Annotated in this window: 11 protein-coding genes; all 11 read right to left on the bottom strand. The window is 73.8% G+C overall.

What is annotated here, in order from left to right; translation table 11 throughout:
* Positions 1-1318 (bottom strand): serine/threonine protein kinase (locus tag SSNG_RS12095; RefSeq protein WP_241695225.1); only part of this gene is annotated, 1318 nt, incomplete at its 3' end.
* Between the two features lie 149 nt (positions 1319-1467).
* Positions 1468-2727, bottom strand: coding sequence for a hypothetical protein (locus SSNG_RS12085; RefSeq protein ID WP_042800897.1), 1260 nt, complete (start codon positions 2725-2727; stop codon positions 1468-1470).
* Between the two features lie 128 nt (positions 2728-2855).
* Positions 2856-3857, bottom strand: a complete 1002-nt coding sequence (locus SSNG_RS12080; RefSeq protein ID WP_206731291.1) for a glutamate ABC transporter substrate-binding protein — start codon at positions 3855-3857, stop codon at positions 2856-2858.
* A gap of 5 nt (positions 3858-3862) precedes the next feature.
* Positions 3863-5155, bottom strand: a complete 1293-nt coding sequence (locus SSNG_RS12075; protein ID WP_128636936.1) for a hypothetical protein — start codon at positions 5153-5155, stop codon at positions 3863-3865.
* Positions 5156-5425: 270 nt separating this feature from the next.
* The gene (locus SSNG_RS12070) at positions 5426-6412 is read right to left on the bottom strand and encodes a BadF/BadG/BcrA/BcrD ATPase family protein (RefSeq protein WP_128637438.1); all 987 of its coding nucleotides are present in this window, start codon (positions 6410-6412) and stop codon (positions 5426-5428) included.
* A gap of 62 nt (positions 6413-6474) precedes the next feature.
* On the bottom strand, positions 6475-7740 hold the full coding sequence (locus tag SSNG_RS12065; protein WP_007264104.1) for a 6-phospho-beta-glucosidase: 1266 nt from the start codon (positions 7738-7740) through the stop codon (positions 6475-6477).
* Positions 7741-7745: 5 nt separating this feature from the next.
* Positions 7746-8585: a carbohydrate ABC transporter permease gene (locus SSNG_RS12060; RefSeq protein WP_128636935.1), complete on the bottom strand. Its 840-nt coding sequence runs from the start codon at positions 8583-8585 to the stop codon at positions 7746-7748.
* A gap of 1 nt (position 8586) precedes the next feature.
* On the bottom strand, positions 8587-9549 hold the full coding sequence (locus SSNG_RS12055; protein ID WP_007264102.1) for a sugar ABC transporter permease: 963 nt from the start codon (positions 9547-9549) through the stop codon (positions 8587-8589).
* 5 nt (positions 9550-9554) lie between these two features.
* A complete protein-coding gene (locus SSNG_RS12050) occupies positions 9555-10886 on the bottom strand; it encodes an extracellular solute-binding protein (RefSeq protein ID WP_007264101.1) in 1332 nt (443 codons plus the stop codon).
* 84 nt (positions 10887-10970) lie between these two features.
* Positions 10971-12182, bottom strand: coding sequence for an ROK family transcriptional regulator (locus tag SSNG_RS12045; protein WP_007264100.1), 1212 nt, complete (start codon positions 12180-12182; stop codon positions 10971-10973).
* Positions 12183-12307: 125 nt separating this feature from the next.
* A complete protein-coding gene (locus tag SSNG_RS12040; RefSeq protein WP_007264099.1) occupies positions 12308-13375 on the bottom strand; it encodes a mechanosensitive ion channel family protein in 1068 nt (355 codons plus the stop codon).
* Positions 13376-13393 lie beyond the last annotated feature (18 nt).

The following is a 13393-nucleotide window of genomic DNA, read 5'->3' as shown; positions in this document are numbered from 1 at the left end:
GTGTCCGGAACCCGCAGCTCCGGCCTAGTGGGGGGCGACAGCCACGGCCGAGGCCGGCCCGTCTGCAGATGGAGACCTCCCGCAGCACACCCGTCAGCTGGTCGGCCATCTCCTGCGCCGACGCGAACCGCCGCCCCGGATCCGGATCCGTGGCCCGCACCAGCAGCCGGTAGAAGGACTCGTACCGCTGGAACACCTCGATGTGCTCCGGATCCGGCAGCGAGTCCACGAACACGTTCGTGTAGCCCTGGAAGTCGAACGTCAGCACCGCCAGCGTGCGCGCCACCGTGTACAGGTCCGAGGCCACCGAGGGCCCCAGCTCCGCCACCTCCGGCGCCTGGTAGCCCACCGTGCCGTAGATGGCCGACTCCTCATCGTCCATCCGCCGCACCGCGCCCATGTCGATCAGCTTCAGCTGGTCCTGCTGCTGGATCGCGTTGTCGACCTTGAAGTCGCAGTACAGCAGGTTCCGGCTGTGCAGGTGCCCGAGCGCCTCCAGGGCCTCGATCCCGTACGCGCACGCCTGCTCCACCGGCAGCGGATCGCGCCGGCCGTCCGGCCGCCGCCGCTCGTTGGCGATCTCCTTCAGCGACTTGCCGCCCACGTACTCCATGACGATGTACCCGTCGAGCGAACCCGTCCGCTGGTCCAGGTGCTCCACGAAGTTGTAGATCCGCACGATGTTCGAGTGCTCGATCTCCGCGAGGAAGCGCCGTTCGGAGATCGCGGCCTCCATCGCGTCCTGGTCCCCGGTGTCGAGCAGTCCCTTGAGCACCACCCACCGGTCCGACACCGCCCGGTCCACCGCCAGGTAGACCCAGCCGAGCCCGCCGTGCGCGAGACAGCCCGCCACCTCGTACTGGCCGTGCACCACGTCCCCGGCGCGCAGCTTCGGCACGAACGAGTACGGGTGCCCGCACTTGGTGCAGAAGCCCTCCGTGCGCCCCGGCCGGTCGCCGCGCGCCCGGCCCACCGGCGCACCGCAGTCCGAGCGCGAGCAGAACCGCTTGCGCTCGGGCACCTCCGGGTTCTCCAGCACCGCCGCCGAAGGATCCGGACGCGGCACCTCCGGGACGCTGACCAGCCCCGCGCCCAGCCGGCTGCGCCCCGACGAGGACGCCGGCGAGCCCGAACTGCGCACCGACACCGACCGGGTGGACACCGAACCGGGCAGCGCGCGCGACAGCCGTCCCGACACCGAACGCCGCGAGGACGAGGACCGCGAGGACCGCGACGAACGGGCCGACGCCGAGGAGCGCCCCGAACCGCGCGAACCCGCCGAACCCCGGGAGTCGCCCTGCCGGGCGGCACTCGTCATCCCCGTCGGCGGCGACACCAGCTCCTCCGCGCCCGCCGCGACCGCGCCCACCGGCGCGAGCCCGCAGGTGTCGCAGTAGACCTCGCCGCCCCCCATGTCCTCGTACGACCCCGGGCAGCCCGGACGAAGGCAGGGCGATCCGATCAGGCTCATGCCTCCTCCTCCCCCGGCCGTCCGGGCCGGTGGTCCTGCGGCGCCAGCGCCTCCGCCGTCGCCTGCTGGTAGCGCCACACCGCCTGCTCGGCGGCCCGCAGGTCGCAGGGCGCGCTCCACAGCATCCGCCGGGCCCCGTCGTACCGCTCGATCAGCAGCGGGTCCTCCGCCAGCCCGTGCCGGGCCGCCTTCGCCCTGTACGCGTCGAGCCGCCCGCGCAGCTCCGCCCGGACCGCCAGCGGCGCCGTCACCGCGGTCAACGATTCACGGGCCCGCCGCAGTTCCTCCTCGGCCCGGTCCTCCAGCGCGTCGAGCAGCGGGGACAGCCGGTGCCACTGCGACTGCCGCCGGTACTCGGCCGCCGCCGCCAGCTGCTCCTGCAGGGCCGTCGGGGGACCGCTGACCGCCGGCACCTCCGACGCCGCGATCTTCGCCAGCACCTCGCCGCGCGCCGTCCGCGCCTCCGCCAGGGTCCGGTCCGCCCGCGACAGCAGGTCCCGCACCGCGATCAGCCGCTGCTCGGCGTCCTGCCGCACCGTCAGGACCGCCTCGACCTCACGGCGTACGTCGTCCAGCGCGCGCGCCGCCCGGTCGTAGCGGGCGGTGTCCGGACGGCCCCCGCCCGGGGCGGAACTGCCCGCCGACGGCACCCAGAAGGCGAGCGGGTCGGCGATCACCGCCTCCCGCAGCTCCGCCAGCTCCGCGGTGATCTCCTCCAGGTCGTCCCCCGAGGGGTGCTCGCCCGGCCGGACCCCCACCGAGTGCGCCAGCGAACGCGTGCGGTGCAGCTCGGCGGCGAGCAGGTCGATCCGCGCGGGCAGCGCCGACCACACCGCGTCGGCGGCGACCACCACGTCCAGGGAGGCCGCGTACAGCTCGTTCATCCGGGACACCAGCTCGGCCAGCGAGAAGCGCTCCGCCAGCGCCACGCCCTCCGCGCCGGCCCCGGCGATCGTCACCCCGGGCCCGCGCAGCCGCTCCGTCAGCTCCGCCAGGTCCTCCCGGCTCGGCCAGCGGCGCCGCTCGCGGATCTCCCGGGCCGCGGCGAGCGCCCCGCTGTACGCGTCGAAGTACGTCCACAGCCGGGTCACCGCCGCATCCGCGGCGGCCCACCGCTCCTTGGTGACCCCGCTCAGCGCGGCGCCCTCCAGCAGCCGCCGGCCCGCGTGGTCCTGGAGCGCGAGCAGGGACGTCTCCACGGCCTCGTGCTCCGCGCCCAGACGGGCCAGCGCCCGGTCCACGTCGTCCCGGTCCATCAGCGCGGCCCCCGTACCCGGCCGGCCCGCACGGAACCCGCCCGCACGGTCCCCGCCCGCATGAAGCCCGCCCCGCTCGCCCCGCTCGCCCCGCTCGCTCACGTACCGCTCCGAATCCGCCATGGGCCTCAGCCGTCCCGGTACTTGGGCGCCGGCGGCACGCTCGCCTTCGGCAGGACGTCCTCGAAGTGCTTGCGGTACGAGGTCGCCCACGGGCTCTGCTCGCCGCCCGCCCGATAGTTCTCCAGCACCTTGTTCACCCGGCGCACCAGGTCGGAGGCGTCCTTGTTCATCGCCACCCCGTAGAACTCGCGGGTGAACGGCGCCCCGACCAGCTGCACCGACGGGTCCTGCGCCGCCTGCCCGGCGGCCAGCGCGTTGTCCGTGATGATCCCTTCCACCTCGCCCAGCTGGAGCCGCACCAGGCAGTCCAGCTGGTTCGCCACCGACACCCCGACCGACCCGTACGACTGGGACTTCAGGGCCGCCTCCGCCGTGGAGCCGGCCGCCGTGCAGATCCGGCGGCCCTTCAGCGAGGCGTCGTACCCGGTGATCGGCGAGCCCTTGGGGGCCAGCACCTGCTGGCCCGCCTCGAAGTAGGCCGTCGAGAACGCGACGTCCTCCAGCCGCTTGCAGTTGATCGTCATGGTCCGCACCACGATGTCGACCCGGCCCTCCTGGAGCGCCGGGACGCGCTGACTGGTCGGGATCGCCCGGTAGATGACCAGGTCCTCGTTGCCCAGGATGTCCTTCGCTATCGCCTTGACCAGGTCGATGTCGAAACCGTCCAGGTGGCCGTCGGGATTGCGGTAGCCCCACTTGAAGCTGTTCTGGTCCACGCCCGCCACGAGCTTGCCCGCCTTGCGGATCCGCTCGATCGCCGGGCCGTCCAGCCCCGACGGGCGCAGACTGGCCTCCGGGTCCTGGCAGGTGTCGGCCGGCGCGTACGGGACCACCGTCACCGAAGCCGGATCGTGGACCGCCCCGGAACCGTCGGACGGCGAGGCCCCGGCCAGCGGCAGCAGCACCGCCGCGGCCGTCACCGCGCAGGCCGCGGCCATCGCGCTGACCCCGCCCCAGCCGCGCAGCCGGCCCGCCGCGCCCCGCACCCGTGTGCCTCGTATCCGCATCGATCTCACCTGTACTCCGAAAGCCTGCGGCCGATGCCGAGGAGGGCCGCCGCCGCGCCGGCGACCGCCAGCACCGCCGAGCCCGTCACCAGCCCGCCCAGCGCGCCGAGTCCGTCCCGGGCGGCCAGGGTGAACTGCTTCTGCTCATGGGCCACGGCCCGCTCCAGGGAGGCGTCCACGGTATCGAACGAGGCCCCGCTGCTGTCCTTGTGCGCCGCGTCCCCGATGACCTGCGGCAGGGCCTGCTCGTAATCGCCCTTCATGTCGGCGTCCCGGGCCGCCGCGTGCCGCTGCTTCCACTGCGCCACACCCTCGACGGCCTTCGAGACCGGCTCCCGGCCGCTCGCGTCGTCGGCCAGCCGCAGCGCCCGCGCCAGCCCGGCGTCGAGCTGCTTCATGTTCTTCTCGTAGTCCACGTCGTACTTGTCGGACTTCTTGTCCTCGGCCAGTACGGCACCCCGCGCGATCAGCGTCAGGTTCTCGTTCGCCCGCGCCTGGAGCGAGGCGATCCGCGCGTCGTTGAGCACCTTCAGGGACTCCTGGCCGTCGGCCTGGGCCTCGCCCAGCCCCGCCCGCGCGACCGACTGCCCCACCGTCAGCCACAGCAGCACCACCGACGCCGCGGCCGTCGCCGCCAGCAGCCCGTGGTTGAAGACCCGGTTGGTACGACGGTAGTTGCGGCGCTGCGCCCACACCAGGGCGCCCAGCGCGAGCACGCCCGCGCCCGTCGCCGCCACCGGCCAGGACCGGGCCTCGTCGTAGTCCGTGTACAGCCGCCCCGTCTCCGCCTCGTACAGCCGCTGCGCCGCGGGCAGCAGCACCGTGCTCATCTGCTCGTTGGCGTAGCGCAGGTAGGCGCCGCCCAGCGGCAGGCCCTGCCGGTTCGTGGCCCGGGCCTGCTCGATCAGACCGGTGTACCGGGGCAGCTGCTCGCCGAGCAGCGCGATCTCCTTGCGGGACTCCCCGCCGGCCCCGGTGTTGGCGGCCGCACTCACCAGCAGCCGGGAGGCGTTCGCGATGTCCTTCTCGTAGCGCTGGCGGACCTCCCGGGGCTCCTGGGCGCCCGCGAGGAAGCCGCTGGAGGAGGCCGTGTCGGCGTCGGCGAGGGAGCGGTAGATGCTCGCGGCGTCCGCGCTCAGCGGCTGGCTGCGGCCCACCACGTCCTCCGCGGCGGTGGCCCGTCCGGACACCTCCCACACCGCGACCGCGCCGAACAGCACGACCAGGGCGGCCAGCACCGCGCCGATGATCCGCAGCCGGCCCGGCTCGGTCGTCGCCGCGGCGCGCACCCGCTCCACGCCCTCGGCCCAGGCCGTACTGCGCCCCGGCGGCGCGGACGGTCTCCCGTCCGGCCCGGCGGGCGCCCCGGAGGTACCGCCCCCGGGCGCGGACGCGCGTGTCGTGATGGCCACCGTGACCTCCCCCTCGGTCCCTCTGCTCCGCAGCAGTATGGACGTAGCGGCGCCCGACCACAGCACCCGGTGCCCGATCTTGGACGATCCCCCTCCCGGACCCCCTCCCGGACCTCGGGCCGCCGCCCCGGCTCCTGCACCCGGCCGCCTCCCCCGTCACCCTTCACCGTCAATACGCCGCAGCGGCCCCCGTGGTTCCGGACACGCGCGCCCACGGCCCGGGTTCACCCGAACCGGGCACGCAGCCTCGCCATCGCCCCGGCCGGCGCGCCCAGCGCGTCCCAGGCCCAGCAGGGCCGCACCCAGCACCGGCGGGGCCGTGACCACCGAGAGCCGGGCCAGGGGGGCGCGGGCGGCCAGCAGTTCCCCGATCCGGCCGTTCAGCGCGGGGTGCCGGGCCGCGAGCACACCGCCGCCCAGCAGCACGGGCACCTCCCGCTCCAGCAGGCCGAGCCGCTCCAGCGCCACCGACGCCAGCGCCACCACCTCCTCGGCCTGCCGCTCCACCAGCGCCGCCGCCACCGCGTCGCCCGCCCGCGCCACCGCGAACAGCACCGGCACCAGCTCGTGCAGCCGCCCCCGGTCCAGCCCGCCCAGGTGCAGCGCCTCGATCAGCGCCGCCATCGAAGCCAGCCCGAAGTGCCCCGGCAGCGCCGCCGCCAGGGCCGTCGGCCCGCCCCGCCCGTCCTCGGCGCGGGCCGCCCACCACAGGGCCTCCTGGGCCAGGCCGCCCCCGCCGCCCCAGTCCCCGGAGATCTGCCCGAGGGCGGCGAAGCGGGCGGTCCGCCCGTCGGGCAGCATGCCCACGCAGTTGATGCCCGCCCCGCAGACCACGGCGACCCCCAGCGGGCCGTCCGCGCCCGCCCGCAGGATCGCGAAGGTGTCGTTGCGCACCTCGGTGGCCGCGCCCCAGCCCCGCGCCGCCACCGCCTCCGTGAGCCGGCGCTCCTCCACCGGCAGGTCGGCGTTGGCCAGACAGGCCGAGACCCGGGCCGCGCGCGGCACCCCGGGCAGCCCGGCGGCCGCCGCCGCCCCCGCGACGGCCTCCGCGAGGACGTCCACTGCCGCCTCCACACCGGACACGGGCGGCTGGAAGCCCCCGGCGCGCCCGGTGCCGAGGACCGTGCCGTCGGCGGCGACCATCGCGGCGTCGGTCTTGCTGTTGCCCGCGTCGATCGCGACGACGGCGCAGGCGGGCGAGGCGGCTACGCCCACGGCAGGTGCTCCTTGTTGTGCGCGAGGAGCCGGTCGGCGAGCCCCTCGGCCAGGTCGTGCTGTCCGACGAGCGGATGGGCCAGCAGGGCCTTGAAGACCCGCTCGCGGCCGCCACGCAGGGCCGCGTCCAAGGCGAGGTCCTCGTACGCGCTGACGTGCGCGACCAGCCCGGCGTACAGGGGGTCGAGCCGGGGCGCGGCCAGCGGTACCGGGCCGCCGCCGTCGACCCGTGCCTGCACCTCGATCACGGCGTCGTCCGCCAGGAACGGCAGAGTGCCGCCGTTGCGGGTGTTGACCACCTGGACGGACGGCCCGCCACCGCCCAGCAGGGCCGCCGCGAGGTCGACGGCGGCCTCGGAGTAGAAGGCCCCGCCCCGCTTGGCCAGCAGTGCGGGCTTCTCGTCGAGCGCGGGGTCGGCGTACAGGGCGAGGAGTTCCCGCTCCATCGCGGCGACCTCGGCGGCCCGGGAGGGCTTCTCGCCGAGTTCCCGGACCACCTCGTCGTGGGCGTAGAAGTAGCGCAGGTAGTACGAGGGCACCGCGCCGAGCCGGTCCAGCAGCGCCCGGGGCAGGTGCAGGTCGGCGGCGACGGCGTCCCCGTGCTCGGCCAGCAGCCTCGGCAGCACGTCGGTGCCGTCCGGGCCGCCGAGCCGGACCCCGAGTTCCCAGGTCAGGTGGTTGAGGCCGACGTGGTCGAGGTGGACCTCGACGGGCGGCACGTCCAGCAGCCCGGCGAACTTCCGCTGGAAGCCGATGGCGACGTTGCACAGCCCGACGGCCTTGTGCCCGGCCCGGAGCAGGGCGCGGGTGACGATCCCGACCGGGTTGGTGAAGTCGATGATCCAGGCGTCGGGGGCGGCCCGGCGGACCCGTTCGGCGATGTCGAGGACCACCGGTACGGTCCGCAGGGCCTTCGCGAGCCCGCCCGCACCCGTGGTCTCCTGGCCGACGCAGCCGCACTCCAGCGGCCACGTCTCGTCCTGCAGCCGGGCCGCCTGCCCGCCGACGCGCAGCTGGAGCAGCACGGCGTCGGCGCCGGCGACGCCCGCGTCCAGGTCGGAGGTGGTGGTGACGCGCCCGGGGTGGCCCTGGCGGGCGAAGATCCGCCGGGCCAGGCCGCCGACCAGTTCCAGCCGTTCGGCGGCCGGGTCGACCAGGACGAGTTCGCTGACGGGCAGGGTGTCGCGCAGCCGTGCGAAGCCGTCGGCCAGCTCGGGCGTGTAGGTGGAACCGCCGCCCACCACTGCGAGTTTCATCGGGATCAGCCTTTCACGCCGGTCAGGGTGACTCCCTCGACGAACGCCTTCTGGGCGAAGAAGAAGAGGACGATCACCGGGGCCATGACGAGCACCGTCGCCGCCATGGTCAGGTTCCAGTTGGTGTGGTGCGCGCCCTTGAAGGACTCCAGGCCGTAGCTGAGGGTCCAGGCGGCCGGGTTGTCGGAGGCGTAGATCTGCGGGCCGAAGTAGTCGTTCCAGGCGTAGAAGAACTGGAACAGGGCGACGGCCGCGATCCCCGGCTTCGCCATGGGCACGACGACGCGCAGCAGGGTGCGGACCTCGCCGCAGCCGTCGACGCGGGCCGCGTCGAGGTACTCGTCGGGGATGGTCAGCAGGAACTGCCGCAGCAGGAAGACGGCGAACGCGTCGCCGAAGGCCAGGGGCACGATCAGCGGCCACAGGGTGCCGGACAGGTCGAGCTGTTTCGCCCAGAAGAGGTACATCGGGATGACGACCACCTGCGGCGGCAGCATCATCGTGGCGATCACCAGGAGCAGTACGGTGCGCCGTCCGCGGAAGCGGAACTTGGCGAGGGCGTAGGCGACGGGCACCGAGGACACCACGGTGAGCACCGTCCCGAGCCCGGCGTACAGCAGGGTGTTGCGCCACCAGGTCAGGAAGCCGGGGGTGTGCCAGACCTGCGCGTAGTTGCCCCATTCCCAGGTGCGCGGCCACAGCTCGCGGGTGAGTGCCTGCTGGTCACTCATCAGGGAGGTGAGGAGGAGGAAGACGAAGGGGAGGACGAAGAACAGGGCGGCGGCGACGGCCAGGGAGTGCACCCCGACCCAGTGCAGTACGGCCTTGCGGCGGTGTGCGCGCATGTCAGTCACCCGCTCCGGTCAGTCCGCCCCGGCGGCGCATCAGGAGCGCGGTGAAGGCCATGGAGAGGGCGAACAGCACCAGGGCCAGGACGCAGGCGGAGCCGTAGTCGAAGCGCTGGAAGCCGAGGTGGTAGACGGTCTGGGGGAGGGTCAGCGTGGACTTGCCGGGGTAGCCCGGCTCGGTCTGCTGGCCCGAGCCGCCGATGATCCCGGCGGCGGCCTTCGAGGCGACCGTCGGCTGCGTGTAGTACTGCATGGCCTGGATGACCCCGGTGACCACGGCGAACAGCACGACGGGGGAGATGTTCGGCAGGGTGATGTGCCGGAAGCGGGCCCAGGCCCCGGCGCCGTCCAGCTGGGCGGCCTCGTACTGCTCCTTCGGTACGTCGAGCAGCGCGGCCATGAAGATCACCATCAGGTCGCCGGTGCCCCACAGGGCGAGGGCGGTGAGCGCGGGCTTGGACCAGCCGGCGTCGGTGAACCAGCCGGGCGCGGGCAGCCCGGCGGCGTCCAGCAGGGTGTTGACCGGGCCCGTGCCGGGGTTCAGGAGGAAGACGAAGGCCAGCGTCGCGGCCACGGGCGGGGCCAGGTAGGGCAGGTAGAACAGGGTCCGGAAGAGGCCGGCGCCGGTCTTGACCTTGGTGACGAGCAGCCCGACGCCGAGGCCGAAGACGACCCGGCAGCTCACCATGACGACGACCAGCCACAGGGTGTTGCGCATGGCCGGCCAGAAGAGCGGATAGTCGGTGAAGACGTAGCTCCAGTTGTCCAGGCCGTTGAAGACCGGGGGCCGGAAGCCGTCGTAGCGGGTGAAGGAGAAGTAGACGGTGGACAGCAGCGGGTAGGCGAAGAAGACGGCGGAGCCGATCAGCCAGGGCGACAGGAAGGCGAGGGTCCGCAGGGCGGCGCGCCGGTGTCTGGCCCGCAGGGCGGGGGTGCGCGGGGTGTCCGCGGCCGGGGTCATCGGGGTTACTCGGCCTTCGCGATGTCCGTGTCGATCTGCCGGTCGGTCTTGGCGAGCCCGGCGGCGAGGTCGGGGACGTCGCCCTTCTCGACGGCGTACGCGAAGTCCTGGAAGGTCAGCTGGTAGGCGCCGCCGTCGGCCCGGGCGGGGGTGGTGTTCGACTTCGCGTGCCGGGCGATGTCGAGGAACGTCTTCGACTCGGGGGTCACCTGGAGCTGCGGCGACCGCAGCGCGGCCAGCGTGGACGGGATGTTGTGGATGGCGTTGGCGAAGGCGACGACGGCGTCGGTGTCGGTGGTCATGTACCGCACCAGCTCCCAGGCGGCGTTCTGCTTCGGGCTCGCGGAGGAGATGCCCATGATGGTGCCGGAGAGGTAGCCCTTGCCGTAGTCGGCCCGCTGGTCGTCGGGCACGGGCAGCGGGGCGGTGCCGATCTCGAAGGGGACGCCGGCCTCCTTGGCCATGGCCGGGCGCCACTCGCCGTCGATCTGCATGGCGACGAGCCCCTTGTGGAAGGGGTGTTCGGCGCTCCACTCGTCACCGAAGCCGGCGCGGAACCGTTCCAGCTTCTCGTAGCCGCCGAGCTTGGCCACCAGGTCCTTCTGCGCGGTCAGCATCTTGGCGAAGGCCGGGTCGCCGGCCAGGTTCGACTTGCCGTCGGCGGTGAAGTAGGCGGGGCTCCACTGCGCGGCCAGCCGCATGGGGGTGGTCTCGTAGCCGTGGAAGGTGGGCATCACGCCCAGCTGCTCGTACGAATCGCCCTTGGGCTTGGTGAGCTTCTGCGCGACCTCGGCGAACTCGCTCCACGTCACCGGTGCTTCGGTGATCCCGGCGGCGGTGAACGCGGTCCTGTTGTAGACGAGGCCGTAGGCGTCGTGCAGCAGCGGCAGGGTGCACTGGTTGCCCTTGTACCGCGTGTACTCCAGCAGGGTCGCGGGGAAGACCTTCGCCCCGTCGATCCCGGACTTCTCCATGAAGGGGTTCAGGTCGGCGAAGGCGCCGGAGTTGCAGAACTTGCCGACGCTGTCGGTGGCGAAGGAGGAGACGACGTCGGGGGCCTTGGCCCCGCCCGCGCGCAGCGCCTGGTTGATCTTGTCGTCGGTCATGTTGCCGGTGGCCTTGACCTTGATGTTCGGGTGGGCCTTCTCGAAGCGGTCGATGCTGTCCTGGATCGCCTTGACCTCGGAGGGCGCGGACCAGCCGTGCCAGAAGGCGATGGTGACGTCGGCCTTCGGATCGTCGGCGGCGGCGCCGCTCTGGCCGGTGCAGGCGGTGGCGAGCACGGATATGGCGGCTAGGGCGGCCGCGGTGGTGGTCAGGCGTGCGGCTCGGGGCATGGCGGTGCTCGCTCTCTGGGGGAGAACCCCGGATGAGGGGAGGGGCGGGCTGGGGGTGTCGGCGGGAGGTGCCGGAGGGAGGTGTCAGCGCGAGGTGTCGAAGACTTCCTCGCGGGTGGCGGTCAGGGCGCTCTCCAGCGCGCCGCGCAGCACGGGGCGCTCGCGCACCTCTCCGGTGACCAGCCGCGGCCGGGAGGGGGCCAGTTCGGCGAGCTCGTCCTCCAGCAGGGCGCGCAGCGGGTCGCCGCCCGCGGCGATCAGGGCGCCCGACAGGACCACGATCTCCGGGTCCAGTACGGCGACCAGCGAGGCGAGACCGGTCGCGAGGGCGGTGGCGTACGACCGGAGGAAGGCCAGGTGGGCGCCCTCCGGCTCGGCGGCGGCCCGCCGCAGCAGCTCGGCCCCGGCGGCCACCTGCGCGGCGTGCGGGGCCGCCGGGGCGCGGCCGGGGTCGATCCCGGCCGCGGCGGCGAGCGCGGGCAGCACCTGTACGCCGGCCAGCTCCTGGTAGCCGCCGGTGTTGGCCCGGCTGACCTGGCGGACCAGGGGGTGGCCGGACACGGGCAGGAAGCCCACCTCGCCCGCGCCGCCCGTCCAGCCGCGGTGCAGCCGTCCGCCGAGGACGAGGGCGGCGCCGAGGCCCTCCTCGTTCCACAGCAGGACGAAGTCCTCGTGGCCGCGGGCCGCGCCCAAGCGCTGCTCGGCGACCGCGGCGAGGTTGACGTCGTTCTCGTACTCGACCGGCAGGGGCAGGGCCGCGGCCAGTTCGTCGAGGAGGACGGGGGAGTGCCAGCCGGGGAGGTGGCTGGCGTAGCGCAGCCGCCCGGTGCGCGGGTCGAAGGCGCCGGGGGTGGCGATGACCAGGCGGTGCAGGTCGGGCAGGGTCAGCCCGGCGTCCTCCAGGGCTCCGCCGAGGGCGCGGGTGACCTGGCCGACGGCGTCGGCGCCCTCGGTGTAGGGGAGTTCGAAGCCGCCGACCACGGTGCCGGCCAGGTCGGCGACGGCGGCGAGCACCCGGTCGGGGGTCACGTCGAGGCCGCCGACGTGGGCGGCGCGGGCGTTGAGCGCGTACAGCTGGGCGTTGGGGCCGGGGCGGCCGCCGTCGGTGCCGGTGGCGACGACGAGCCCGGCGGCCTCCAGCCGGGCGAGCAGCTGGGAGGCGGTGGGCTTCGACAGCCCGGTGAGGTGGCCGATCCGGGTCCGGGACAGGGGGCCGTGTACCAGCAGCAGCTCCAGGGCGGCGCGGTCGTTCATGGCGCGCAGCAGGCTGGGCGTTCCCGGAGTGGCGGCGGGCATGGCGGGGTCCCTCCCTCACCGAGGAGACTGTTAGGTAAGTTTCCTATTGGCTTCGGAGGCCTGTCAATGCCGCTGCCCCGCCGGAACGGACCGGCGGGGCAGCGTAGGGCGCGGGGTGGCGGCCCCTACTTGGGCAGCCGGACCCCCGGCGCGGGTGCCGGCGGTATCGGGGCGGTGGCCAGGGACTGCGGGGAGGCCGGGTTGGCCAGCGCCGAGGGCGCCGCGACGGCCGCCGCCGGGTCCGCCGGGGCCTCGTCCTCGCCGGGGGCCGGCGCCCCGCCGATGATCCGGATGCCGGCCGCGTCGAAGGCGTCCTTGATCCGCCAGCGCAGCTCGCGCTCCACCGCGAACTGCTGGCCCGGCATGGTCTTCGCCGACACCTTCACCGTCATGGAGGCCAGCAGCACCTCGTCCAGGCCCAGCACCTCCACCGGCCCCCACAGGCGCTCGTCCCACGGGCTCTCCTTCGCCAGGGTGTCCGCGACCCCCTGGACCACCTCGCGGATGTGCGCCAGGTTCTCCGTCGGCTTGACCTGCACGGCCACGCCCGCCGTCGCCCAGCCCTGGCTCAGGTTCCCGATGCGCTTGATCTCGCCGTTGCGGACGTACCAGATCTCACCGTTGTCGCCGCGCAGCTTGGTCACGCGCAGACCGACCTCGATCACCTCGCCGGAGGCCACCCCGGCGTCGATCTTGTCGCCCACGCCGTACTGGTCCTCCATGATCATGAACACGCCGGACAGGAAGTCGGTCACCAGGTTGCGGGCACCGAAACCGATCGCCACACCGGCCACACCGGCACTCGCCAGCAGCGGCCCCAGGTCGATCTTCAGCGCCGCCAGCACCATCAGCGCGGCCGTACCGAGGATCAGGAACGAGGACACCGAACGCAGCACGGAGCCGATCGCCTCCGACCGCTGGCGCCGCCGCTCGGCATTGACCAGCAGCCCGCCCAGCGCCGTGCCCTCCACGGCCTCCGCGCTGGTGTTCATCCGGCTTATCAGCTTCGTCAGGGCCTTGCGGACCACGCTGCGCAGCGCCACCGCGATCACGATGATCAGCAGGATCCGCAGGCCGATGCTCAGCCAGGTGGCCCAGTTCTCCTCGACGAAGCTGGCGGCGTTCGTCACGCTCTCGGCGGCGTCGTCTGTGGTGGACGCGGCCTGCGGCAGCAGGTTGGCGGGCGAGGGCACGGCGGGGAACCTCCAGGG

The sequence above is a fragment of the Streptomyces sp. C genome (assembly GCF_000158895.1).
GTDB classification, from domain to species: domain Bacteria; phylum Actinomycetota; class Actinomycetes; order Streptomycetales; family Streptomycetaceae; genus Streptomyces; species Streptomyces racemochromogenes.
This window is presented reverse-complemented; position numbering and strand designations above follow the sequence as displayed.

Bases quoted from the DNA above. Each gene is read 5' to 3' on its own strand.
- SSNG_RS12085 (WP_042800897.1), bottom strand. From the start codon at position 2,727: ATGGACCGGGACGACGTGGACCGGGCGCTGGCCCGTCTGGGCGCGGAG.
- SSNG_RS12080 (WP_206731291.1), bottom strand. From the start codon at position 3,857: ATGCGGATACGAGGCACACGGGTGCGGGGCGCGGCGGGCCGGCTGCGC.
- SSNG_RS12070 (WP_128637438.1), bottom strand. From the start codon at position 6,412: ATGGTCGCCGCCGACGGCACGGTCCTCGGCACCGGGCGCGCCGGGGGC.
- SSNG_RS12065 (WP_007264104.1), bottom strand. From the start codon at position 7,740: ATGAAACTCGCAGTGGTGGGCGGCGGTTCCACCTACACGCCCGAGCTG.
- SSNG_RS12060 (WP_128636935.1), bottom strand. From the start codon at position 8,585: ATGCGCGCACACCGCCGCAAGGCCGTACTGCACTGGGTCGGGGTGCAC.
- SSNG_RS12055 (WP_007264102.1), bottom strand. From the start codon at position 9,549: ATGACCCCGGCCGCGGACACCCCGCGCACCCCCGCCCTGCGGGCCAGA.
- SSNG_RS12050 (WP_007264101.1), bottom strand. From the start codon at position 10,886: ATGCCCCGAGCCGCACGCCTGACCACCACCGCGGCCGCCCTAGCCGCC.
- SSNG_RS12045 (WP_007264100.1), bottom strand. From the start codon at position 12,182: ATGCCCGCCGCCACTCCGGGAACGCCCAGCCTGCTGCGCGCCATGAAC.